Source organism: Floccifex porci (assembly GCF_009696175.1).
In the GTDB taxonomy this organism is placed as follows: Bacteria; Bacillota_I; Bacilli_A; order Erysipelotrichales; family Erysipelotrichaceae; genus Floccifex; species Floccifex porci.
In genome coordinates this window covers 222,609-247,350 of sequence record NZ_VUMM01000001.1, presented here as the reverse complement: position 1 = coordinate 247,350, position 24,742 = coordinate 222,609, and the positions used below count along the sequence as shown (strand labels likewise).

The window sequence follows — 24,742 nt, the reverse complement described above, 5'->3', positions numbered from 1 at the left end:
ATACCAAGCATCAAAAAAAAAGTAGAGCAAACTCTACTTTTGATTTTTTAAACTGGCCTGAATCAGTCCTAAAAATAAAGGATGAGCACGATTCGGACGAGATTTAAATTCGGGATGATATTGAACCCCAATAAAGAATGGATGATCTTTGGCTTCAATGGCTTCTACCAGCTGTTTATCTGGACTTGTACCCGTGATCATCATACCATTCTGTTCAAAGCTGCTTCGATAGAAGTTATTGAATTCATAACGATGACGATGTCTTTCTTCAATCATTTCCTGCTGATACAATTCATGCATTTTTGAACCCGCTACAATGGAACAAGGATAAGATCCCAATCGCATCGTACCACCTTTACGAATTTCATTGCTTTGTTCTTCCATAAAATCAATAATTGTATGTTTTGAAGCTGGATCAAATTCATAACTGTTGGCATCCTGATATCCTAATACATTTCGTGCAAAAGATATAGCAGCAATTTGCATTCCTAAACAGATTCCCAGATAAGGAATTTTATGATTATAAGCATAAGTTGCCACCTGTATCATCCCTTCAATTCCACGATTACCAAATCCACCTGGAAGAATGATACCATTGACATCTTTAAAGATGTCATCAAAATTCTGATCTTCAATGGTTTCTGAATCCACCCATTTGATATGAACGCTGGCACCACATGTAAATCCAGCATGCGTTAAAGCTTCAGATACACTTAAATAAGCATCATGTAAAGCTACATATTTACCAACTAAAGCTATGGTTACCTGGCTGGATACGTTACGAACCCGATTGACCACTTCATACCATTCGCTCAAATCTGGTTTTCGAATTTCACTACTTGTTTTTTCACAAATGATGTCAGCCAGATTCTGATCCTCTAACATCAAAGGAACTTCATATAAAGAATCTAATGTTGTATTCTGAATAACGCATCTTTTTTCAACATTACAGAACAGACTGATTTTATCCAAAACGGATTCAGGAATCTGTTGGTCACAGCGACAGACAATGATATCTGGATTGATACCATAAGACTGAAGTTCTTTTACAGAATGCTGTGTTGGTTTTGATTTATATTCTTTACTTCCTGAAATATAGGGAACATAGGTAACATGAATAAAAATACAGTTGTTTCGTCCCACTTCTAAGGCAACCTGACGAATGGATTCTAAAAAAGGCAAACTTTCAATATCTCCTGTAGTCCCACCAATTTCTGTAATCACGAAATCGGCTTGAGCATGCACACCTGCCTGAATCACAAAGTTTTTAATTTCATCGGTAATATGAGGTATGACCTGAACCGTCTGTCCTAAATATTTTCCATCGCGTTCCTTATTGATTACGTTCCAGTAAACTTTTCCGGTTGTCAAATTTGAATATTTATGAAGGTTTTCATCAATAAAACGTTCATAATGACCTAAATCTAGATCCGCTTCCAATCCATCATCGGTAACAAATACTTCACCGTGTTGAAAAGGGGACATGGTACCTGGATCCACATTGATGTAAGGATCTAATTTTTGTGAAGTTACTTTATAACCTCTTGATTTCAATAATCTTCCTAGGCTGGCTGCACTGATTCCTTTTCCTAAACCAGAGACAACTCCACCGGTAACAAAAATGTATTTTGCCATGAGTTTTCTCCTTTTTCTAGTTCGAAATTATATTCTTAATGGGGTCATTTCGCAATCTTTTTTTTATTTTTTTAATTTGACATAATTATTGTATATTTATATATATTATACTAAAATAATAATGTATGAATTTATATATGTTCACATATTATGAACAAAAGAGGTAATTATGAACCGAACATCTTTATGTATAAAAATGCTGCTTCTATTAAAGAGCAGAGGAAAAATGAATACCAGCGAACTGGCCCAGCAGCTGGAAACCAATCCCAGAAACATTCGTGAATTCCGAAAAGAATTAGAAGTTGCAGGCTATAATATAAAAGAAATTAAAGGAAGATATGGGGGCTATGTATTAGATGAAGACGATCTGTTTCCTGTAATTCGATTAACCAATGAAGAAGTTCAGGCACTGGATGAATCCAGATATTTAGTCAGTTCCCATAAAGAATATTCCCGTTTAAAAGAATACAATAACGCCATAGATAAAATTATGCAGATGTATCACAATGAATCTCGAAGTCCGAATTATTTTATGGATACACCTGGTAATGTATTATCCAGTAAAATGCTTACTTTTCTGGATACGATGAATCAGGGTCTGAAAGATAAACACTGCATAAACTTGACATACCAGACATCAAAAGAGGATAAACCTTGTACATTTTTATTTGATCCATATGAAGTTCTTCATTATCATAAGGCGTATTATGTCATTGGTTTTTCACATAGAAGAAAAGATATACGAATTTTTCGATTTTCTGATCAGAGAATGTATGATTGTCAGTATACCAGTATAAAATTCTTAAAAGATTCGAATTATAAACTGGAATATTATATTGGCAAGCATTCCATTATAAAAGGAAACTTTATACAGATTAAAATGAAAGCCGATCTTCATACCAGACGAATGGTAAAAGAAATGTATTGGGGTTATGATTTTAAAGAAGAAAAATTTGAAAAGTATTCCATTTTCTCTTTTTTTGTAGAAGATGTACTGGATTTTTATCGTAAAATCTATTCTTTCCATGAAGGAATTGAAATTTTAGAACCATTGGATGTAAGAAAAAATTACATTCAGTCTTTAAAGAATACACTGGGTATATATGAAAAGTAGGTGAGAGACTTGATTCATGTAAGTGATTTGCTGCATTATCAACAATGTTCACGTTTGGCATACAATTACCATACCAGTAAAAAGCCTTTAGAAAGTTTTTATCATATGGATGTTCCTTATAGTGAATATTATTGTAAGTTGTTAGGTATCAATGAATATGGCACTGGAAAAACAGGTGATACCAATGAAAAAACTTTATGTCTTCTTAAAAATAATTCGTATGTTTTAAATGCAAGATTTGAATATAAAGGATGTCGTACTAAAGTTCCTGTACTGATAAAACAAGAAGATGGGTATTGTGCCATTTATCCATTTTTATCTTCATATCCAAAAGAATTTGAAGCACAGAGAATGAAAATTAATCAGATGATTTGTGAAAAAAATGGAATACTCATTGTAAAACATAAAATCATTTATTTAAATAAAGATTATGTAAGAAAAGAAGATCTGGATGTGAATCAATGTCTGATTCTGGGTGATCGTTTTTTTAATCGAAGAAACAATCCTGGAAAAAATATTGATGAATTATTGAATCAGATGGAAGTGGATCTGGATGATCTGATTGAAAAAGTAAATGATTTATTTTTACAGGCACAGCCTGAAGCAATACGTACCAAGAAATGTACAACAGGAAGAAGATGTCGTTTCTATGACTTCTGTTTTGATGAAAGTCAGGAACCAGACGATTCTATTCTGTTTTTGACCACTTCAGGTCATAAACTGGATCTTTATGAAGAGGGAATCCAAAGAATAAAAGATATAAAAATTGATAAAATTGAAGGATTCCGTCTTCAGTATTCACAATATATGGCTTCTTTATATGGACGTTTTCTAGATTTGGGTGCAATCATTCCCTGGATTTCAAAAATTCAGTATCCTGTATCTTATCTGGACTTTGAATGGGATACTTTTGCGCTGCCCCCATATAAGAATATGAAACCATTTGATGTATTGTGTTTTCAATACAGTTTACATGTAGAAAATAAAGATGGACAGCTATCGCATCATGACTTTTTTTCAACAGGAGACTGTCGTAAAAAATTTATTGATTCTTTGATTGACAATGTTCCAAAAGAAGGAACCATTCTTGTTTATAATATGGAAGGAGCTGAAAAATTACGTTTAAAACAACTGGCTTTTCAATTTCCTGAATATAAAGAAGAACTGGAATCTATATGGAATCGTATGATGGATCTTTCAAAGCCATTTGAGCTGGGAATTTTTTATGATAATAAAATGAGAGGCCACTATTCTTTAAAAAATTTATTGCCGGTTTTTTCTGATGATATCTCTTATAGCAATTTAGAAATTCAGAATGGAATGAATGCAGTTTTTGCCTATCGGACATACAATCAGGCAACAATGCAGCAAAAACAATTCATATCCGGTGAAATACGGCGATATTGTGCAATGGATACCTATGCCGAATATATTGTTTATCATGGTCTATTAAAGACTATAAAGGAGGAAACATGCCAAACATTATAACTCATACTTTATTTGCGGATGAAGTAAACGATATTCTACCTTATGATTTTAATAAAAAATTACTGGAAATTGGATCCAATGGACCAGATTTTCTTTTCTTTCATGGATGCAGTCCAAAACATATATCAAAAGATGGTACTTTACGTCATTTAGGATCAATTGCTCACCAGGGTCATATTAATGATTTTTATAAACAGGCTTTAAAGACAATAAGGGAAGAAAAAGATGAAGATACAAAAGAAAATATGATTTCTTATATAAGTGGTCATTTATGTCACTGGGCACTGGATTGTACGGTACATCCTTATGTTTTTTATCGAACAGGAAACTGTAAAAACGAAAGTGGATGGTGGCATCATCGCTTTGAATCGGTTCTGGATTCCATTGTTTTAAAAGTAAAAAGAGAACAGACCATTAAGGATTTTAAAGCCTATCAGATTTGTGAATGTACCAAAGAACAGGCAAAAGCCATTGTTCGAATTTATATGGCTGTTTCCAGAAATGTATTTTCTCTTTCGATTCACCCTTATCAGTTATGGGAATCTTTACAGGACTGGTATACAATACAGAAATTACTGTATGATGCCTCTGGAAGAAAATGGCAGACAATCTACGATATAGAAACCCTTTTACATAAAGAAAATATGTTATCGGGACTGATTGTACCAAATGAACCAGAAGATCCTTTTGATACATGTAATTTACTGCATAAACAATGGATGCATCCATGTGACGATACAAAAGTTTATACCAGTGATTTCTTTGAATTGTATGAAAAGGCTAAAGAATTAGCCTGTCAGGTAATTCCTTTATTTATTGAAGCAATTGATTCAAAGGAAAAAGAAGAGATATTATTAAATACAATTGGAAATCGAAATTATAATTTAGGTATATCAGATAATCGTAAGATGAAATTTTTCGATTTAGTTTTTGAATAATGTGTTGTAGAATAAAGAGTGTTAGAAAGGATAGAGTATTATATGTATACAATTTTGAAAAAAGAAGTATTGAACCCAACAGTAACAAAAATGGTTATTGATGCCCCTTTTGTAGCAAAACGTGCAAAAGCTGGTCAGTTTATCATTCTTCGTGTGGATGAACAGGGAGAAAGAATTCCTTTAACGATTGCTGATAGCGATGCCAGTACTGGAAGTGTAACCATTATTTTTCAGATTGTTGGAAAGACAACAATGCTTTTAAATGAATTAAATGAAGGAGACAGTCTTCATGATTTTGTAGGTCCTTTAGGAAAACCAAGTGAAATTGAAGCCAATGAAAAAGTATGTGTCATTGGTGGAGGAGTTGGATGTGCCATCGCTTATCCAACCGCAAAAGCTTTTCATAAAGCAGGTGCAGATGTTACTACAATAGCTGGTTTCCGTAATAAAGATCTTGTGATTTTAGAAGAAGATTTTAAAGAAGTCAGTGATGCTTATTATTTAATGAGTGATGATGGCAGTGCCGGAGAAAAAGGTTTAGTCACAAATAAGTTGGAAGAATTGATTTTAAATGGAGAAAAATTTGATCGCGTGATTGCCATTGGCCCAGTAATCATGATGAAATTTGTTTGTTTGACAACGAAAAAATATAATATTCCAACAATTGTATCCATGAACCCTATTATGATCGATGGAACAGGAATGTGTGGCGGATGTCGATTGAAAGTTGATGGAAAAATGCAGTTTGCCTGTGTTGATGGTCCAGATTTTGATGGTCATCTGGTGGATTTTGATGAAGCTATGTCAAGAAATATGGCCTATCGTGATTTTGAATTACATGAAAGAGAAGCAACTTGTAATTTATTAAAAAGGGAGGTTCAATAATGCCAAATATGTCATTAAAAAAAGTGGCAATGCCTGTACAGGATCCAGAAGTACGTTGTCATAATTTTGAAGAAGTAACTACAGGATATACAGAAGAAATGGCAATTGAAGAAGCCAATCGCTGTCTTCACTGTAAACATCGTCCTTGTGTAAATGGGTGTCCAGTCAATGTAAACATTCCTGATTTTATTGAACAGGTAAAAGAAGGAAATTTCGAAGAAGCTTACAATATCATTTCTGTTACTTCTTCATTGCCAGCTGTATGTGGTCGTGTTTGTCCACAGGAAAGTCAATGTGAAAAATATTGCGTTCGTGGTATTAAAGGAGAACCAGTGGGAATCGGGCGCCTGGAACGTTTTGTAGCCGACTGGCATAGAGAACATGCGTCTAAAAAAGTTGAAAAACCCGAACCAAATGGACATAAAGTTGCTGTTGTTGGAGCAGGTCCAGCAGGATTAACATGTGCAGGTGATCTTGCTAAAAAAGGATACGATGTGACTGTATTTGAAGCTCTACATGTAGCAGGTGGAGTATTAATGTATGGAATTCCTCAATTCCGTCTTCCAAAAGAAATTGTACAGAAAGAAATTGATACACTTAAAGACTTAGGAGTTAAAATCATCACAAACTTTGTAGTGGGACGTACAGATACAATTGATGCATTACAGGAAGAAGGTTTTGAAGCTATCTTTATCGGTTCTGGTGCAGGTCTTCCAAACTTTATGAATCTGGAAGGAGAAAATTTAAAGGGTGTTTATTCTGCTAATGAATTCTTAACTCGTATCAATTTAATGAAAGCTTATAAAGAAGATTCTCCAACACCAATTCAGCATCCAAAGAAATGTGTAGTTGTTGGTGGAGGAAATGTTGCAATGGATGCTGCCCGCAGTGCTAAACGTCTGGGTGCTGAAGTTCATATTGTATATCGTCGTTCTCTGGAAGAACTTCCTGCTCGTAAAGAAGAAGTTGAACATGCCATGGAAGAAGGAATTATCTTTGATTTATTATGCAATCCTGTAAAAGTATTAGGAGATGATTCAGGATGGATCAATGGAATGGAATGCATTCGTATGGAATTAGGAGAACCGGATGCATCTGGTAGAAGAAGACCGGTTGAAATTCCAGGTTCTGAATTTGTGATTGATTGCGATTGTATGATCATGTCCATTGGTACAAGTCCAAATCCGCTGATTCGTTCTACAACAGAAGGATTGGAAGTCAATCGCAAAGGATGCTTAATTGTCGATGAAGCTGGAAAAACAAGTCGTGATACAATCTATGCCGGAGGAGATGCAGTAACAGGAGCAGCCACTGTTATCTCGGCTATGGGTGCTGGTAAAAAAGCGGCCGCTTCCATTGATGAATTATTATCAAAATAAATTGATGAAAGGGTTTACATTTAAATAAGTTTATTGTATTATAGATGTGGATAAAGTTGAAATCAGGCTCAATTTCAACATTCACATTTATACATCCTTCCTTATATTATATGTGAAATAATTTTATTCATATCGATTCCTTTCGATACTTGGTAAAAAGCACAGAAATGTGCTTTTTATCATTTTTACTTGACAAAAACATTTGTCTTCATACAATAAAAGAGATTGAGGAGAATACTTTATGTTAGATATTAGTAAATTAAAACCAGGACAAACCATTGTGGAAGATGGTGAATTATATTTAGTATTAGATACTGTTTTTAATAAGCAGGCTCGTGGAGCTATGAAAGTAAAAGCAAAAGTTAAAAACTTGAGAACAGGTGCAAATGTGAATTTACAGTGGAATGGTGGATCCACTGTAGAAGAAGCTCATGTTGACAAAATTGCGGTTACTTATTCATATGATACAGGAACGGATCTTGTATTCTTAGATTGTAATGATTATTCCCCATTTGAAATTCCTAAAGAAAGACTGGAATGGGAAAAGAACTTCCTTTCTGATGAAGGAGGACTGGAAGTAAATATTCGTTCTTATGAAGGGGAAATACTGGATGTTATTTTACCAGATAAAGTGGCATTAAAAATTACAGAATGTGAAGCGGCTGTAAAAGGAAATACAGCTACTTCGGCTTTAAAAACTGCTGTGCTTGAAACTGGTTTTGAAGTAAAAGTTCCATTGTTTATTGAAGATGGAGAAGTGATTCTGGTCAATACCAACGATGGAAAATATGCTGGACGTGCATAATAGTCTGCCTTATCTTTATAGATAGGGCTTTTTATATTGTCTTTTTATTTTTATGGAAAAGTATTAATAAATTATGTATAATAATATGGAATGCTTAGGAGGTTTTTATGGCTCAATCAAGAAAAGAAAAATACCAGGAATTAAGAGATCAGATCGAAAAAGAAGCTATGGCGACTCAAACAGCTTCAAAACGTGTAAAGTTATCTAGAGTACAAAAGAATGCGTCTTTGTCTCATGCGAATATATCTTATCATCCTCATGAAACAAAGGAGGAAACATCTCCTTATTCTTCCAATGAAGTGATGGATCAATTGCTTGGAGAAGTAAAACAATATAATATTGATAATGGAAATCGTTATATCGATGATACTCAGATCAATATTCTAAAACAGCTTAATACCAGTCCTTCCAGTGCCAGAAATCAGCATATTATGCCAATGGAAGAAGAGGAACTGGGTTCTACAATGGAAATGCCAAGAAATGCGAATTTCATGTCAAATTCAACAACTGTAGCTGATTTTATGCAGAATCAGAAATTAACACGTATCAATCCAGTTAATATAGAACCTCAGCCTGAAATATATAATGATTATGTTAAGGAAGAAAAGAAAGAAGAAGAAAAAATCGTTTTATCTAATAATGATATTCGTGTCGATGAAGCTACAGATACAGATCATTTAGATTTATTCGAACCAGGAAAATACAATGTATTTGACGATTCCGATGAAGAAGAAGCTCCACGTCTATCAAAAAGAGAAGCGAAAAAACAGGCTAAAAAAGCAAAAAAAGAAGCAAAACGCAAAAAAATAGAAGAAGAGGAACTGGAAGATGAACTTCCATCCAGCAAGATTCGAATGAAATCAGAAGATTTAGAGTCTTATGAAGAACCTTCTTCAAAATCAGGTATGATCTTAAATGTGATTTTAGTTATATTAATTATCGCATTGGTCGTATCCATTGGTGTTACTATCTTCTTTTTATACAATATGGGTAGATAAATATGAAGAAAATCAATATTGCCATTGATGGACCAAGTGGTGTAGGAAAAAGCACCATTTCTGATTTTCTTGCCGAAAAATACAATATGTCTCATTTAGATACAGGAGCTATGTATCGTTGTGTTGCATATTATATTTCTAAAAATCAGATTGATTATACAGATGAAAGTAAACTTCAAAAGGCATTAGAAAATATTACCATTCGTTTTGAAGATAAAAATGTATTCTTAAATAATGAAGATGTTAGTACATCCATTCGTACAAATGATGTTTCGATGATGGCAGCAAAGATTTCATCTTTTGCTCCTGTGCGCAAAAAAATGGTTTCTTTACAGCAGGAAATCTGTAAAGACAAAGGTTATATTGTAGATGGACGAGATATTTGTACATGTGTTTTACCAGATGCCGAAGTAAAAATTTTTATGAGTGCATCAAGTCAGGCACGTGCAGAAAGAAGATATAAAGAATACGTAGATAAAGGGATAAAGATTGATTATAAAAAAATTTTAGAAGACATCAATAAAAGAGATTATCAGGACAGCACTCGTGCTATCTCACCTTTAAGAAAAGCAGAAGATGCCATAGAAGTGGATACATCGAATATGAATATTGAACAGGTATTTGACTGTTTAAGCCAGATAATTGATAAAGTATATTAAAAGAAAGGAGATTCTATGATTCGTGGAACTGTTGCAATCGTAGGTCGGCCAAATGTTGGAAAATCTACAATTTTTAATCGATTGATTGGGCAGCGAAAAAGTATTGTAGACGATACTCCCGGAGTTACTCGTGACCGTATTTATGGAGAAGTGGAATGGCTGACACAAAAATTTCGCTTAATTGATACAGGTGGAATTCAGATAGAAGACCAGGCCTTTGCTTCTCAGATCAATATGCAGGTAGAAATTGCCATTGAAGAAGCAGATTTAATTGTGATGGTAGTTTCCTGCAAAGAAGGCGTTATGAGCGATGACATGGTGATTGCTCGTAAGCTTCAAAAGACAAATAAACCCGTATTGGTAGCGGTAAATAAAGTAGATAATGAACAATTACAAATGCAGTCTTATGAATTCTATCAATTGGGATTGACCAATCCTATTTGTATCAGTGGAGTTCATGGAATTGGAATTGGAGATTTGCTGGATGAAATCATTTCCAAACTTCCTGAAAAACAAATCAAACCATATGAAGGAATTACTTCTTTCTGTGTAATTGGTCGACCTAATGTAGGAAAAAGTTCACTGGTCAATGCAATATTAAAAGAAGAACGAGTGATTGTTTCAGATATTGAAGGGACCACTCGTGATGCCATTGATACATCTTTTAAAGTGGATGGCCAGGAATATATGATCATTGATACAGCTGGTATTCGAAAAAAAGGAAAAATATATGAAAATATTGAAAAATATTCTATATTAAGAGCTTTAAATGCCATTGACCGAAGCAATGTTGTCTTATTTGTGATTGATGGAATTCGTGGAATCACAGAACAGGATAAACATGTTGCTGGTTTGGCTCATGATGCTGGAAAAGGCGTTATTATTGTCTACAACAAATGGGATGCCATTGAAAAAGATGATAAAACAATGGATAAAATTAAAAAAGAAATTCGTGCTCAATTCTTATATTTAGACTATGCACCGATTGCTTTTACATCGGCTTTAACACATAGTAAAGTCAATCAGTTATTGCCTTTAATCAATTTAGTTCATGATAACTGCACTTTAAGAGTCGCAACCAATGTATTGAACGATGTCGTACTGGATGCACAAATGATGAATCCTGCTAAACCTCATTTAGGAAAACAATTAAAAATTTTTTATGTTTCTCAGGTTTCAGTGGAACCACCAACATTTGTTCTGTTTGTAAACGATCCAGAATTGCTTCATTTTAGTTATAAACGATATATTGAAAATAAAATTAGAGAGGCCTTTGGCTTTGAAGGGACACCTATTCATATCATTGCACGTGCCCGTAATTAGAAAGGAAGTTCTATGAAAACCGTTATTATAGGAAGTGGAAGCTGGGGAACTGCTTTAGCGCAGGTTCTTCAGGATAATCATCATGACGTTATCATTTATGGAATCGAAGAAAGCCAGGTTCGTGATATTAATGAAAATCATCAGAATTCTGTATTTTTTGAAGGGGTACAATTAAATCCAGAATTGAAAGCAACAACAGATATTGAAGTCGTTAAAGAGGCAGATATAGTTTTGCTGGCTGTTCCTACTTTTGCCATTGAATCCATTTGTCAAAAGATTGACTTTTTGCTGACTAAAAAAGTTATAGTTATCAATGTTGCGAAAGGATTTCATCCAGAAACAAATGAAAGAATGTCGGAAGTAATCCGTAGAAGTATATCAAGCAAACATTTAAGTTCGGTTGTTTCTCTAATTGGACCAAGTCATGCAGAAGAAGTGGTTATCCGTTTACTAACTTCCATTGATTCTGTCAGCCAGAATTTAGAAGATGCTAAAACTGTGCAGGAATTATTTTCAAATCATTATTTAAGAATTTATACAGGAAATGATGAAATTGGAAGTGAATTAGGCGTTGCGATTAAAAATGTTATGGCAATTGCTTCAGGTATTATTGCTGGACTGGGTTATCAGGATAACACTCGTGCAGCTTTGATTACCAGAGGTCTTCAGGAAATGATACGTTTTGGTACATATTTTGGAGGAAAATATCAGACTTACATAGGTTTGACTGGTGTAGGGGATCTAATTGTTACGTGTACCAGTGTACATTCGCGTAATTTTGAAGCCGGTTATAAAATTGGAAAAGAAAATGATGTTACCGATTTCTTTAGAACCAATAAAAAGACAGTAGAAGGGGTTCGTACGGCTAAAATTGTTCATAAAATCGCAAAAGAAAACAATATTGAAATGCCAATCTGTGAAGAAGTTTATCAGATTTTATATGAAGGAAAAGAACCTAAAACCTGTGCCAATGATTTAATGTTAAGAGAATTAAAACAGGAGTTTTAAGATGGCTAAATATGTCAATAAAGAATCTTTATCACAGACTTTAATGCAGCATTTTAATTTAAACAAAAGTGAAAGTTCTTTAGTCATTGATTTAATTTTTGATGAAATTTCTTCTTGTTTAGCACAGGGAGGAATAGCAGATATTTCATCTTTTGGAAAATTTGAAATCTTTGAAAGAAAAGAAAGAAATGGCATCAATCCAAGAACACTGGAAGCAATGACAATTCCAAAAAGAAATACCATCAAGTTTCGTGCCAGTTCTACCTTGAAACAAAAATGTAATCAATAATCCTCAATAGAGGATTTTTTTTTAGCTTATTTTGTTTTAAAATAGAATTAGGAGATAAACTATATGATTACAGATACTTTAGAAAAATTCATTCAAGGAAAAGGAATCCGTGTCGGATTTATGGAAGGAGAAGATGCCCGTGTACTGGAAGCGGTTTATTATTTAAAAGAACATAATACTCTTGTTCCTGTACTATTAGGAGATGAAAATGAAATCTTAGAAAACGCAAAAAAATTTGGATTCAATATAGATGGTATTGAAATAATAAATCCAAAAAAATTTAATGACATTGATAAACTGGCTTTGCGTATGGTATCCATTCGTCGAGGAAAATGGGATTTAGAAACATGTAAAAAATATTTACTGGAAGATATCAGTTATTTTGGTTCTATGTTGGTTGAACAGAAATATTTAGATGGTTTGTTAGGTGGATGCTTACATCCAACTGCGGATGTATTAAGACCAGCTTTACAATTGATTAAACCTGCACCAGGTCAAAGCTTAGTAAGTTCCTGTTTCTTGCTTCGAAAAGATGGTAAACAATATATCATGGCAGACTGTACGATAAATTTAGATCCATCTGCAGATGATTTAGTAGAAATTGCATTGCAGACTGCGAAAACCGCAAAAGAAATATTTGACATTGATCCAAAAGTTGCGATGTTGTCTTATTCCTCTTTTGGAAGTGCAGGAGGTGCCTGTGTTGAAAAAATGTCAGAAGCCAAAAAGCGATTGAAACGTATGCCTTTAGATTTTGATGTAGATGGTGAGATGCAATTTGATTGTGCAATCGTACCAGAAGTTGCCAGACTAAAAGCGCCAGATTCAAAAGTGGCAGGCTGTGCCAACACTTTTATTTTCCCGAATTTATCCAGTTCCAACATTGGATATAAAGTCGCTGCTCGATTAGGTGGATGGGAAGCCATTGGACCGGTCACACAAGGATTAAATGCACCAATCTCTGATCTGTCCAGAGGAGTGGATGCCAAAGGAATCTATAAAATGGCTGTTGTTATTGCTTACCAGAAATATAAATATTTTAATGAATAAAACCGGGTTAACCCGGTTTTATTCTTCATATGGTCGTATACGATATTCTACCTGTAATTCATCACAGATTTTCTGACAAAGTTTTTCTTCTTCTTTTGATAAAGTGGTATCTACCGTTGTTAAAACAACTTTGGATACATATTTTTTTACCTCTTTTACAAATTCTAACATTGCTTCATGTGTTTTTATACCAAACTTAGAACGAACCAGTTTCTGATATTTATTTTTATCTGGATGATTTAAGCTGACCGAAACAATATCAATACGATTTTTAAAATCTTTTGTTGTATCTTTATTCCAAATCAGATTTGCCATTCCATTGGTATTGATACGAATGGGTTTATCATAGTTCTGTTTCAAATAATCACAAATTTCAAATATGTCATATAATCTTTCTGTGGGTTCTCCAAATCCGCAAAATACAATTTCTTTATAAGAACTTATATCCCTTTGTTTAAAGGCATCAATGACTTCTTCAACAGAAGGTTCTTTGGTAAGCCATAAAGACTTTTCATTTCCATAAACACTATCCATAGACTGCCTCAAACAGAAAGTACAGTTAAAAGGACAGCGATTGGTTACATTTACATATATATTTTCATGAGCTGGATATAAAATTGTAAAATCTTTTTTCATATTTCCTCCTGTAATTCATCTAAAACTTCTTCAAAGGGAACTCCATCCATATAGGGTATATCCATTTCAATTGCTTTTTCAATGCATTTTGAGATAAAATGAGTGGCTTTTAAAATGGATTGTTCAAAGGAAACTCCATGAATGGCATCGGCTGCAATAATACTTGAGAATAAATCGCCAGTACCTGCTCTAGATATTCCCATCCTTTTTGTTTGGATCCACCCACTATCATTTGTTTGGTAATAATAGTTATAGATCGAATCTTCTTTACACATACCTGTAATTACCACTTTATCAGGACCCATTTGAGCTAGTTTTCTGGCTATCGTTTCTATTTCCTTTTCTGTCCAGTCTTCTTTATAATTCATATTGCATAATATACAGGCCTCTGTAAGATTTGGAGTGATAATATCAGCTTTTTGTATAAGTTTATACATATTTTCAGTCATTTCTTTTGAATAATTTTTATATATTTTGCCATTGTCTCCCATGACTGGATCCACTATGACAAGAGTATTTTCTTTTTTAAACTGGTCAATAAATTCTAATACAAAGCGAATCTGTTCTAAAGAGCCTAAATACCCGGTTAATATACCATTAAAACGTAAATCCAATTTGATCCATTCTTCCATATACGATTTCATGTATTTTGTAAAATCAAAACAGAAATGAGAATCGTATCCAGTATGATTGGAAAAGATTGAAGTGGGAAGTGGGCAGCATTGTATTTTCATTTTTGATATAATTGGTAGGCTGACAGAAATGGAACATCTTCCAAAACCTGTATAATCATTGATCAAAGCTATTTTTTTCTGTTGATTATGGTTCATAATATCACCGTAAATAAACATATCATAAATTTACGGGAATTCAAATATTCAAAGTATATGTATTTCATATTACCAGATTTTATTCTATAATATAGTTTCAAGCAGGTTTATATGGTTTACGTAACAGGAGATATACATGGTAATCAGGAAAAGTGGATACATTATATTGATCCAATTTTAAAAGAACAGGATATTTTACTGGTTACAGGTGATTTTGGAATGGGTTTCTGGTATGGGCCAGAATATAATGAAGAACAGTTTCTTGACTGGCTGCAGACACGTTGTTATACAGTCTGTTTCATTGATGGGAATCATGAAAATTTTAATTTATTAAATACATATCCAGTAAAAAAATGGAATGGAGGGAATGTACACTTTATAAGAAAAAATGTCATTCATCTGCTTCGTGGAGAAGTATTTACAGTTGAAAATCATACTTATTTTGTTTTTGGTGGCGGATTTTCCATTGATAAAAAATATCGTCTACAGGATATTTCATGGTGGATACAAGAAATGCCTGTACAAAAAGAATATGAGAATGCAAAAAACAATCTGATTCGATATAAATATAATATAGACTATATTTTAACGCATACAGCTCCCAATCAAACCATTTATTATCTTAAAATAAAAAATAAAATCAAAGATGCTGGACTCAATGAATTGGAATTAAATTTATTTTTAGATTCGATCTATCAAAGAAGCTATTATTCTCACTGGTATTTTGGACATTTTCATATGGATCAGAATTTATGGAGAAATCAGACAGTTATCTTTAATAGTATACGAAATATATATACAAATGAAATTATCACACAATGGGATTTTTGTGATGGATAAGGAGGAAATATGGATTATTTAAAAAGAAGCAAAGAATTATTTGATGAATCTCTTTCTCATCGTCGTTTTTTACATCAGATTCCAGAAATTGGTTTAAATTGTACACAAACGATGAATTATATCGAAAAACAGATCTTAGAAATTGGTTGTCAGCCTGTAAGATGTGGAAGTGGAATTGTTGTGACTTTAGGAAAACAGTCAGGGAAAACGATTCTTTTAAGAAGTGATGTGGATGCCTTACCAATGAAAGAGGAAAGTGAACTTCCATTTCGTTCACAATGTGAAAACGCACATACATGTGGACATGATTTTCATGGAGCTATGATGTTAACTGCTGCAAAAATGTTAAAAGAAAATGAAGGATCTCTGAAAGGATGTATAAAATTAATGTTTCAGCCAGGAGAAGAAACTTTTATGGGATCTAAAGATATGGTGGCTCATGGATTGTTGTCAGATCCAGAACCAGATGTCTGTTTAGCATACCATGTCAGTTCAGGAAATACACCTGTTGGTCTGTTTATGTATAACGATTCTTCTACTATGATGAATTCCAGTGATAATTTTACTATTGAAATTATTGGAAAGGGAAGTCATGGAGCCTATCCTGAATCGGGAATCGATCCTATTAATATTGCCTGTCATCTTGTTCTGGCTTTAGAAAGCATCATTGCTCGAGAAGTTACCAGCAACACAGCTAATGTTCTTACCATTGGAAAAATTGAAGCTGGGGATGCAGGAAATATCATTCCCAATGAAGCCAAATTATATGGTACTTTACGTTGTGATAACAATGAACAAAGAGAATTCATATTAAAAAGACTAAATGAAGTTTCCAGTTCAATAGCAGCTTCTTTTAGAGGGAGTGCAAAAGTCATTTTAACAAGTGGTACACCTCCTCTAATCTGCGATAAAAAATCAGTCGATGATTTTGTGAAATATATGAAAGAACTACCGGTTGAAAATCAGATGGGAATCAATGGAATCCATGCAGGGGCAAGTGATGATTTGGCTGTAATCCTGCAAAAGATTCCAGGAGCCTATATGTATTTGTCAGCTGGATTTACAGATGGTAGAGAAGTCTATGCTCAACATCATCCTAAAGTTGTATTCAATGAAGATGTTCTAATCAGTGGTCCTGCTTATCTGGCACATTGTGCAACACGCTGGCTGGAAGAGAACTGTTAACAGGAATTATGAATACAGGAGGATTATTTTGATATTTATCGGTTTTTTATGTGCTTTTTCCTCTCGATGGGCTTTTTCTTATTTTGGTTTATCCTGTTTTGAACAGATTGTATATCATTTAAAAGTACCACTGGAAGGAACCAATACACAGTTTATATCAGATTGGATAAAAAAATGTTTGATTCCATCTTTAGCTTTATCCATTCCTTTTTATTTTATGCCTTTCTGGCTGAATGTTTTTATTTTTTTGGCAAGCATGCTGTATGCAATTATTCAAATTCAGATTGTTCCTTATATTTTCCATCAGTTTCAGACAAGTGATGTATTTGAATCGGAATTTCACCAGGGAAATATTAAAAGTCCTGAAAAGAAAATGAATCTGATTCATATATATTTAGAATCGATGGAAACCACCTACGCTTTAGAAAAAGATGGAGGAAACAGTAAAGAGGATCTGGTTCCTTTCCTGACAAAGCTGACCAAAGAGAACATTTCTTTTTCTAATACAGATAAAATTGGAGGTGCTCGTATTATAAATGGTACGGGATGGACTACAGGAGGAATTGTAGGAAGTGAATGTGGAATTCCATTATTGTTTCCTTTAGGACATAAATTCTGTAAAGAAAACGTTCCTTTTTTAAAAAATATCAAAGGTTTAGGAGATGTATTAGAACAAGATGGATATCATCAGGTGTTTATGATTGGCTCGGATGCTGCATTTGGAGGTCGAAAATCTTATTATCTTCAACATGGTCATTATGAAGTTGAAGATATAAATCAGATAAAAAGGGAAGGGAAACTGGAAAAAGATTATCATGAATTCTGGGGCTTTGAGGATGATAAATTATTTGAATTTGCCAAAGAAAAACTGTTAGAACTATCTAAAGAAAATAAACCATTTAATTTTACGATGTTAACAGTGGATACGCATCATCCATATGGATATCAGTCTAAAACATGTAAGAATAAATTTAAAGCATCTTTATCCAATTCTATTTATCATATGAATGAACTTTTACAGGATTTTATGGAATGGTTAAAACAGCAGGATTTTTATGAAGATACAGTTATTGTAATTCAGGGAGATCATATCAGTATGGCTGCTGAATACATTCATAAAACGTATGACAAAAAATATAAAAGAAGAGTCTGGAATGTTTTTATACATGCACAGAATCATACAAATCATACAAAGAATAGAGATTTTACAACTTTTGACCTGTATCCTACCATTTTAGCTTCTTTAGGTTATAAAGTGGATAGAGCAGGTTTAGGAACCAATCTGTTTAGTTCAGAAAAAACAATAACAGAGAGAATGAATGCGAAAACTTTTAATAAAGAGTTAACAAAAAAATCAGATTTTTACAGGAGTTTGTTATGAAAATTGCTATTGTAACCGGTGCTAGTTCAGGATTAGGTAAAGAATTTGTATTTCAATTAGAAAAAATGGATTTGGATTTAGATGAAATATGGATCTTAGCCAGACGAATGGATCGTTTAATAGAAATTCAAAATACATGCAATCTACCAATAAAACCTGTCTGTATAGACTTATGTGATACCAATCAGATGGATTGTCTGGAAAGAGAAATTAACCTTATAAAACCAGATATTAAAATATTGATCAATGCAGCTGGAATGGGAAAAATCGGGAATTATAAAACAATCAGTCGAAAAGAAGCCGATTGGATGATCGATCTAAACTGTAAAGCAGCTATTGATATGACTTACATATGTTTACCTTATATGAAAGAGAATAGTCATATTCTTCAAATATGCTCAACCTCAGCTTTTCAGCCTTTACCCTATTTAAATATATATGCGGCATCAAAATCTTTCTTATATCGCTTTTCTAGAGCTTTGAGAATGGAATGTAAAAAAGATAAGATACATGTTTGTGCAATCTGTCCATACTGGATCAAAGACACAGAATTTATACAGAATGCACAATCGGATGTAAATAAAGATATAAAATCCTATCCACTGGCTTCTAAAACAGATAAAGTAGTGAAAAGGGCATTGTACGATGCCTTCCATAATTTTGCAGTATCTACACCTGGAATACTATGTACACTTCATCGTTTCTTTTCGAAGCTGTTTCCATCCTCATTTTTAATGAATTTCTGGAATCTGCTTCGAAAAATATAATATTTTATTAATGTCATTTTTTCTTCAGAATCTTTCTATATTCTTATAGATAGAAAGGGCAAAGAAAAAATATGAATAAAAATTTAAAAAATCAAATAAAAGGATTGTATATAGATATACGTATCCAATGTAAAAATTTAATGGATGATATAAATGAAGAAAAACTCATTGATATCATCCATGCACTTTATTTGATCTCCTGTGAGATAAAAGATATATATAATGAACTTGAAGATTAAAAGAATATATATTCTTTTAATACATATTACTTCGCATAATATATCTTATGTAATTTTTTATATAGATAACGTTCCTTCCAATAAGGCATCAATAACAATACCAATGCCATTTTCATCATTGGATTTAGTGACCAGATCGGATACTTTTTTTACTTCATCCATAGCATTTTCCATGGCAACGCCAATTTTTACCTGTTTTAACATTTCTATATCGTTTTGAGCATCCCCAAAAGCCATAACCTGGTCCATATTAAGATTCAGTTTTTCCGTAATCTTTTTTATTGCACTGGCTTTATTGACATTTTTTGGCATTATTTCTAACCATTGTGGTCCAATTAATAATACGTCATAATCCTTTAAAGCTTCTTTTAATTTATCTAAATTTTTTTCAAAGAAAGATTTAGAATGAACCATAATCACTTTATTAATATCTTTTGTCAGTTTAATTGGCTCATATGGTAAATTGATAAAGTTTCTTTGTTCCATACCAGCTTTTAATCCATAATCTTCTGGCTCTTTAAATAAGAAAGATTTGATTCTTTTTTTCATACGATTGTACGTGGATACATAACTGTAAAAGTCATAACCGCATTGAAAAATACCTTCTATATCAAACTGTTTACAGATTTTCTGAATTTTTAAACCATCTTCTTCTGTTAATACATTATCCAGATCGTATTCACGGTTTTTAAAATCATAAATGATCTGTCCATTGACCAGTGCTAAGAAATGATTTCCATTTTCTAAACCTAAAGGTTCATATACAAATTTACATCCATTTTTATCTCTTCCAGAAGCAATGATAATATGAATGCCTTGTTTCATCGCTCTTTGAATCGAATCTTTTGTTCTTTCATCAATGGTTTTATCACTGGTTAATAAAGTTCCATCTAAATCAAATGCAATACATTTAATATCCATATAAATCTCCTTTCATAAAGAAAGAGAAGCTATCAACTTCTCTTTAATTTAACACTTCGATCAATTCCAATGGCCTGACAGCTCATTACAATTGTGATTGGTTCTTCATCACTTTCCTGATAATAAATAAATGAATTATGGAAAGTGATAGAAGTATTGCATGATAAACTTTGTTCTGGATCCAGATATAATAAGGCATAACCACTGGATTCTCCTGATATATTTTTTGTCTGTGCCAGTAAACCATCTGTTTTCAGATCCAGCTTTTTAATATCATCCATACTCATCGTACTAAAATCACCTTTTGATGCATAATCCGATGTTAAACATCCATTTAATGTTCCATAAGGAGTCACATATGGAATCACAATACGCTGATCGGTTTTATTTTCATATTTAATATAAAAATTGGATACAACTGTATTTCCTTCAAAGAAATTTATTTCTGCCTGTGAATAATCATAACTGATCAGTAAATCATCACTTTCATACAATTTTTGTGCCATACCAACCTGTTTGGTTGCGATTTCACTAGAGGAAGCTTTTCTTATTTTCGAATTTTTAAAAGCTAAAAAGTCTTTAGAAGAATTGAATTCAATTCCTATATTTTTCTGATCATTATTTGGAAAACCAATATAGCCTGCAATATAAGCTTTTTCATTGGCTGGAACAATTTTACTGGGAACAAATTTGTTCTGATCAATGGCACCAATGGCTTCATCACTGCCCTTCTCTTTTATTGTATAAGATAAATCTTCCAGATTATAATCCGAATCAGAATCATTTTGTATATCAATTAAATAATAGTAATAAATTGTATTCTGTTTTTCATTTTCAACTTTTAATACATCCGATAATGTCAAAGTAATGTCTTTTGAGATAGAATAACTTGGATTTTTAGAACATCCAGTAAAAGAAAGACATAATAGAAAGGAAAACAGTATCGCAAATATTTTTTTCATACTAACCACCTATATTGAATCTTTTAAATAATGTATCTCGAGCTCCTTTTTCAAAGGTTTCATTTAAAGGCTTTAAATCTTCAAATTTAAAATCCGGATTTCTTTTCTTTAAAGATTTATAGATCACAAAGTCGGCCACTACAGGATTTTTAGGAAGTAAAGGACCATGTAGATAGGTACCTAAAATTTTACCATCATAAAATCCTTCCTGTCCTGCATCAAAACTATTGCCATATCCATGAATCACTTTTCCAAGAGGATGTTTCACATTTAATGTCTGTCCCCCATGGTTTTCAAATCCTACAATACGAGTCTTGATTCCATCTAAGTTGGCATCGATCACAATATTACCAATGCATCGAGATCCTTGTTTACCTGTATCGGTATAATAATCATAAAATTGCAGGCCTTTTATTTTCTGATTGTTGGCAGCAATATAATATTGTCCAAACAATTGATATCCACCACAGATCAGTAAAATAAATGTATTTTCATCCATAGCTTTTTGAATATTTTCTTTTCTGGATAATAAATCTGGAATTAAGCTAATCTGTTCTTTGTCCGCACCGCCACCTAAAAAGATCAGATCGTATTCACTCAAATCTTTTTTCTGACCGATTCCACAAGTATCCAATTCAAACTGAATATCCCGATCCAGACATCTTTTCTTTAACACCATCATATTTCCTTTATCCCCATAAAGGTCCATAATATCATGATACATCCAGCATACTTTTAATTTCATAATCCCATCTCCTTTACAATCATTTGTCGAGTTGGTAAAAGTGCTGTATAAGTCGCAATGGCATAGACTTTTAAATGAGTTGAAAAAGAAGTTTGAATGGCTTTTTCTATGGTATCCACTACAGTGATATTTCCTTTGTATCCACCATAATAAATACGTAAAGCCATATCATAGCCACGACATCCTGTACAGATAATTGATTTTGTATGTTCATTCATTATTTTCTCAAAGAATGTGTCATAAATCCAGCTGACATCGGTTCCATCCTGTTCGTTATCGTTTAATACGATACAGATGGTTTTATCCGTATCATCGGTTTCAATTACTTTCATCACCTCATTGGCACCTGTTGGATTTTTTACTAAATTTAATATGCAGATCTGATTGTTTTTTTCAAATCTTTCATTTCTTCCTGCAGGCTGAGGTGCATTGGAAAATACTTTTTTTACTTCCTGATCGTTGATATTCAAATATTTAGCAACCATTAAAACAGCTGCACAATTATACATAGAATACATTCCCATATATGGTTGACGATATAAGATATTATCACATTCAAAAGACTGGTTGTTCAGATTTACATGATTTAATATGACATCCATATCAGGCGTTTTAAAATCACATTGGCTGCAATGAAATTTTCCAATATGTGAATACTGATAATAATCATAGACTAATTTTGAACCACATTCTGGACAGAATTTTCCTTCTGAAGCTTCATTTGTATTCTGCATAGAATAGGCATTCATATCCATTCCAAAGTAGTAACAATGAGAATGTTTCGCTTTTAAGGAAAGACGAACCACATTGGGATCGTTTCCATTTAAAATCAGATCCCCTCTATAATCTGGCAATACTTTTTCAATGGATTCAATCAGCTGTTCCATTTCTCTGGCACGATCTAACTGATCTCTGAAAAAATTATTGACCACAAAACAGGTCACAGGAATATTTAATAATATATGACGAACATTTAATTCATCCACTTCCAGAACACAGGCAGTCGCATTGACTCTTCCACTTAAGGAAGCATTTGTTAAAAGAGTGGTCGTAATTCCGGCTTTTAAATTGTCTCCTTTTCGATTGGAAATCACTTTATAACCAGCATACGATAATAAATCGGCAATCATATTGGCTGTACTGGTTTTTCCATTTGTTCCAGTTACCAGTATGATTGGACCGGTAAATTCGAGTTTATTTAAAATTTTGTCATCGATTTTTAAAGCAATAGAACCTGGTAAGGATCCTCCTCTTCCAAAGCATCGTAAGATAGATGACGATAATTTTGCTGCTAAAATAGCTAAAGTCTGCATAGTATCACTCCTCACCTATTCTTATATTATACACAAGTTAATTCATAAAAACTATACATTCTCCTGGATTAAACAAATCTTATCAAATACGTCCATTAATATAGCTCCCACAGGTGCACTGATTAAGATGGAAATGACCGAAATAGCTAAAATCAGTTCCCCACAGGAAAATCCCATTGCCAGTGGAATGCCTCCCATGGCCGCTTGTACAGTTGCTTTTGGAATGTAGGAAATCGCAATAAAAAATCGTTCTTTTCGATTTAAACTGGTTTTAATCAGACAGCAGAATACACCGATTATACGAATCAATAGTACAAATAGTATCAATAAAATGCTGTTGATACCTGCATGGAAGGCTACTTTGATATTAACACTGGCTCCTACCAGTACAAATAAAAAGATTTGCGCAATCATCCAGCATTTTGAATAGATTGAATTTAAAGACTGGCTTTCTTCTTTACAGTTTCGATGAATCGCTAGTCCTAATGCCATAATAGATAAATAACCACTAAAAGGAATAAAAGGTTTAATAATGGCTTCCAGTTTCATTAATAAAAAAGAAAAACTTAATACAAAAATAAAGGAAGAAATAGAATCCATCTTTACCTTATTAAAGAATAAAGAAATGATATATCCTAATAAATAACCGATTAGAATTCCATTTAATATTGAAAAAGGAACTTGTAATAAACTGGTAAAAGAAAATCCATTTCCAGAAGCTAAAGAAGTAAAACAGGAAAACATAACGATCACAAAGACATCATCCACACTGGCTCCAGCTAAGATCAGTTGTGGAATGGCTTGTCTGGTACCTAATTTTTTATCCATTAATTCAATCATTTTTGGTACGACTACAGCTGGAGATACTGCTGCAATAACACTGGCTAATATAGCCGCATCTAAATAGGATATATCAAATAATAGAGGGGCTATAAAAATGGTTGTCATCATTTCAAAACAGGCCGGAAGAAAACACATTAAAATGGCAGGTCTACCGACTTTTTTCAGGTCTGATAAATCTAAAGAGAGTCCTGCTCGTGTCAGTATGATAATCAAAGCCATTTGTCTTAGATCACTGGAAATGGCTAACATATTTGTATCCAGAATATTTAAAAAATAAGGTCCTATGAGTATTCCTGCAAAAATCATACCTAATAATTTTGGTAAATGCATTTTTTTAAATAAAAAAGAAAATAAAGATCCAATTAATAAAATATAAGCTACACTTTCAACCATAATTCCTCCATAAAAAAAACTGATGACAACAACGAAAAAACGTTGTAGAAGTCATCAGCTTTACGCGGTTTTGCAATATGCAAGGGAGACATTCATTCCCTTTTGAAAAGAAGAAC

25 protein-coding genes and 1 riboswitch are annotated in these 24,742 nt (G+C 33.0%); of the genes, 17 read left to right on the top strand and 8 right to left on the bottom strand.

The features are described 5' to 3' along the window. Positions 1-33 precede the first annotated feature (33 nt). Positions 34-1,635 carry a CTP synthase gene (locus FYJ50_RS01165; RefSeq protein ID WP_154459207.1) on the bottom strand — a complete coding sequence of 534 codons (1,602 nt, stop codon included), beginning with the start codon at positions 1,633-1,635 and terminating at the stop codon, positions 34-36. Positions 1,636-1,804: 169 nt separating this feature from the next. On the opposite strand from FYJ50_RS01165, the gene FYJ50_RS01160 reads away from it, so the two are divergent. From FYJ50_RS01160 to FYJ50_RS01105, 12 genes are all read left to right on the top strand, one after another. After that, positions 1,805-2,749 carry a helix-turn-helix transcriptional regulator gene (locus tag FYJ50_RS01160; protein WP_154459206.1) on the top strand — a complete coding sequence of 315 codons (945 nt, stop codon included), beginning with the start codon at positions 1,805-1,807 and terminating at the stop codon, positions 2,747-2,749. A 9-nt stretch (positions 2,750-2,758) separates the two neighbouring features. After that, entirely contained in the window at positions 2,759-4,237 is a 1,479-nt protein-coding gene (locus tag FYJ50_RS01155; RefSeq protein WP_235900895.1) for a DUF2779 domain-containing protein, read from the top strand. Next, on the top strand, positions 4,222-5,175 hold the full coding sequence (locus tag FYJ50_RS01150; protein WP_154459205.1) for a zinc dependent phospholipase C family protein: 954 nt from the start codon (positions 4,222-4,224) through the stop codon (positions 5,173-5,175). Before FYJ50_RS01155 ends, FYJ50_RS01150 begins: the two co-directional genes overlap by 16 nt. Before the next feature lie 42 nt (positions 5,176-5,217). After that, the gene (locus FYJ50_RS01145; protein ID WP_154459204.1) at positions 5,218-6,060 is read left to right on the top strand and encodes a sulfide/dihydroorotate dehydrogenase-like FAD/NAD-binding protein; all 843 of its coding nucleotides are present in this window, start codon (positions 5,218-5,220) and stop codon (positions 6,058-6,060) included. Next, positions 6,060-7,439 (top strand): NADPH-dependent glutamate synthase, encoded by a 1,380-nt coding sequence (gltA, locus tag FYJ50_RS01140; protein ID WP_154459203.1) that lies wholly within the window; start codon positions 6,060-6,062, stop codon positions 7,437-7,439. Before FYJ50_RS01145 ends, gltA begins: the two co-directional genes overlap by 1 nt. A gap of 241 nt (positions 7,440-7,680) precedes the next feature. Beyond that, entirely contained in the window at positions 7,681-8,244 is a 564-nt protein-coding gene (gene efp, locus FYJ50_RS01135; RefSeq protein ID WP_154459202.1) for an elongation factor P, read from the top strand. Between the two features lie 107 nt (positions 8,245-8,351). Next, positions 8,352-9,242 carry a hypothetical protein gene (locus FYJ50_RS01130; RefSeq protein WP_154459201.1) on the top strand — a complete coding sequence of 297 codons (891 nt, stop codon included), beginning with the start codon at positions 8,352-8,354 and terminating at the stop codon, positions 9,240-9,242. 2 nt (positions 9,243-9,244) lie between these two features. Next, complete coding sequence (cmk, locus tag FYJ50_RS01125; RefSeq protein WP_154459200.1) at positions 9,245-9,901, top strand: (d)CMP kinase; 657 nt, start codon at positions 9,245-9,247, stop codon at positions 9,899-9,901. Between the two features lie 15 nt (positions 9,902-9,916). Continuing rightward, on the top strand, positions 9,917-11,224 hold the full coding sequence (gene der / locus FYJ50_RS01120; RefSeq protein WP_154459199.1) for a ribosome biogenesis GTPase Der: 1,308 nt from the start codon (positions 9,917-9,919) through the stop codon (positions 11,222-11,224). Between the two features lie 12 nt (positions 11,225-11,236). Continuing rightward, a complete protein-coding gene (locus FYJ50_RS01115) occupies positions 11,237-12,232 on the top strand; it encodes an NAD(P)H-dependent glycerol-3-phosphate dehydrogenase (protein ID WP_154459198.1) in 996 nt (331 codons plus the stop codon). 1 nt (position 12,233) lies between these two features. After that, positions 12,234-12,521: an HU family DNA-binding protein gene (locus FYJ50_RS01110; RefSeq protein ID WP_154459197.1), complete on the top strand. Its 288-nt coding sequence runs from the start codon at positions 12,234-12,236 to the stop codon at positions 12,519-12,521. Between the two features lie 63 nt (positions 12,522-12,584). Continuing rightward, positions 12,585-13,571, top strand: a complete 987-nt coding sequence (locus FYJ50_RS01105; RefSeq protein WP_154459196.1) for a phosphotransacetylase — start codon at positions 12,585-12,587, stop codon at positions 13,569-13,571. Positions 13,572-13,589: 18 nt separating this feature from the next. Here the strand turns inward: FYJ50_RS01105 and FYJ50_RS01100 are convergent, their stop codons facing one another. Continuing rightward, positions 13,590-14,207 (bottom strand): TatD family nuclease-associated radical SAM protein, encoded by a 618-nt coding sequence (locus tag FYJ50_RS01100; protein ID WP_154459195.1) that lies wholly within the window; start codon positions 14,205-14,207, stop codon positions 13,590-13,592. Beyond that, the gene (locus FYJ50_RS01095) at positions 14,204-15,037 is read right to left on the bottom strand and encodes a pyridoxamine kinase (RefSeq protein ID WP_154459194.1); all 834 of its coding nucleotides are present in this window, start codon (positions 15,035-15,037) and stop codon (positions 14,204-14,206) included. Before FYJ50_RS01095 ends, FYJ50_RS01100 begins: the two co-directional genes overlap by 4 nt. Positions 15,038-15,148: 111 nt before the next feature. Here FYJ50_RS01095 and FYJ50_RS01090 point away from each other — a divergent pair, with 111 nt between their 5' ends. The 5 genes from FYJ50_RS01090 (at position 15,149) to FYJ50_RS01070 (ending at position 19,449) form a co-directional block, all read left to right on the top strand. Then, positions 15,149-15,877 carry a metallophosphoesterase family protein gene (locus FYJ50_RS01090; RefSeq protein ID WP_154459193.1) on the top strand — a complete coding sequence of 243 codons (729 nt, stop codon included), beginning with the start codon at positions 15,149-15,151 and terminating at the stop codon, positions 15,875-15,877. 9 nt (positions 15,878-15,886) lie between these two features. Then, complete coding sequence (locus FYJ50_RS01085; protein WP_154459192.1) at positions 15,887-17,062, top strand: M20 metallopeptidase family protein; 1,176 nt, start codon at positions 15,887-15,889, stop codon at positions 17,060-17,062. Positions 17,063-17,090: 28 nt separating this feature from the next. Continuing rightward, on the top strand, positions 17,091-18,443 hold the full coding sequence (locus FYJ50_RS01080) for an LTA synthase family protein (protein WP_154459191.1): 1,353 nt from the start codon (positions 17,091-17,093) through the stop codon (positions 18,441-18,443). After that, positions 18,440-19,210 (top strand): SDR family NAD(P)-dependent oxidoreductase, encoded by a 771-nt coding sequence (locus FYJ50_RS01075; RefSeq protein WP_154459190.1) that lies wholly within the window; start codon positions 18,440-18,442, stop codon positions 19,208-19,210. The genes FYJ50_RS01080 and FYJ50_RS01075 overlap by 4 nt, the downstream gene beginning before the upstream one ends. A gap of 71 nt (positions 19,211-19,281) precedes the next feature. Then, positions 19,282-19,449 (top strand): hypothetical protein, encoded by a 168-nt coding sequence (locus tag FYJ50_RS01070; RefSeq protein ID WP_154459189.1) that lies wholly within the window; start codon positions 19,282-19,284, stop codon positions 19,447-19,449. A gap of 57 nt (positions 19,450-19,506) precedes the next feature. Here FYJ50_RS01070 and FYJ50_RS01065 read toward each other — a convergent pair whose 3' ends face one another. Genes FYJ50_RS01065 through FYJ50_RS01045 form a run of 5 tightly spaced genes read right to left on the bottom strand, consistent with a single transcriptional unit; the run spans position 19,507 to position 24,626 of the window. Further along, positions 19,507-20,370: a Cof-type HAD-IIB family hydrolase gene (locus FYJ50_RS01065; protein ID WP_154459188.1), complete on the bottom strand. Its 864-nt coding sequence runs from the start codon at positions 20,368-20,370 to the stop codon at positions 19,507-19,509. Between the two features lie 32 nt (positions 20,371-20,402). Next, positions 20,403-21,332: a hypothetical protein gene (locus FYJ50_RS01060; RefSeq protein WP_154459187.1), complete on the bottom strand. Its 930-nt coding sequence runs from the start codon at positions 21,330-21,332 to the stop codon at positions 20,403-20,405. A gap of 1 nt (position 21,333) precedes the next feature. Beyond that, the gene (locus tag FYJ50_RS01055; protein ID WP_154459186.1) at positions 21,334-22,077 is read right to left on the bottom strand and encodes a type 1 glutamine amidotransferase; all 744 of its coding nucleotides are present in this window, start codon (positions 22,075-22,077) and stop codon (positions 21,334-21,336) included. Beyond that, entirely contained in the window at positions 22,074-23,390 is a 1,317-nt protein-coding gene (locus FYJ50_RS01050) for a Mur ligase family protein (protein WP_154459185.1), read from the bottom strand. Before FYJ50_RS01050 ends, FYJ50_RS01055 begins: the two co-directional genes overlap by 4 nt. A gap of 51 nt (positions 23,391-23,441) precedes the next feature. Next, complete coding sequence (locus FYJ50_RS01045) at positions 23,442-24,626, bottom strand: cation:proton antiporter (protein WP_154459184.1); 1,185 nt, start codon at positions 24,624-24,626, stop codon at positions 23,442-23,444. Positions 24,627-24,664: 38 nt separating this feature from the next. Then, positions 24,665-24,735, bottom strand: a riboswitch (Fluoride riboswitch). Between the last annotated feature and the right edge of the window lie 7 nt (positions 24,736-24,742).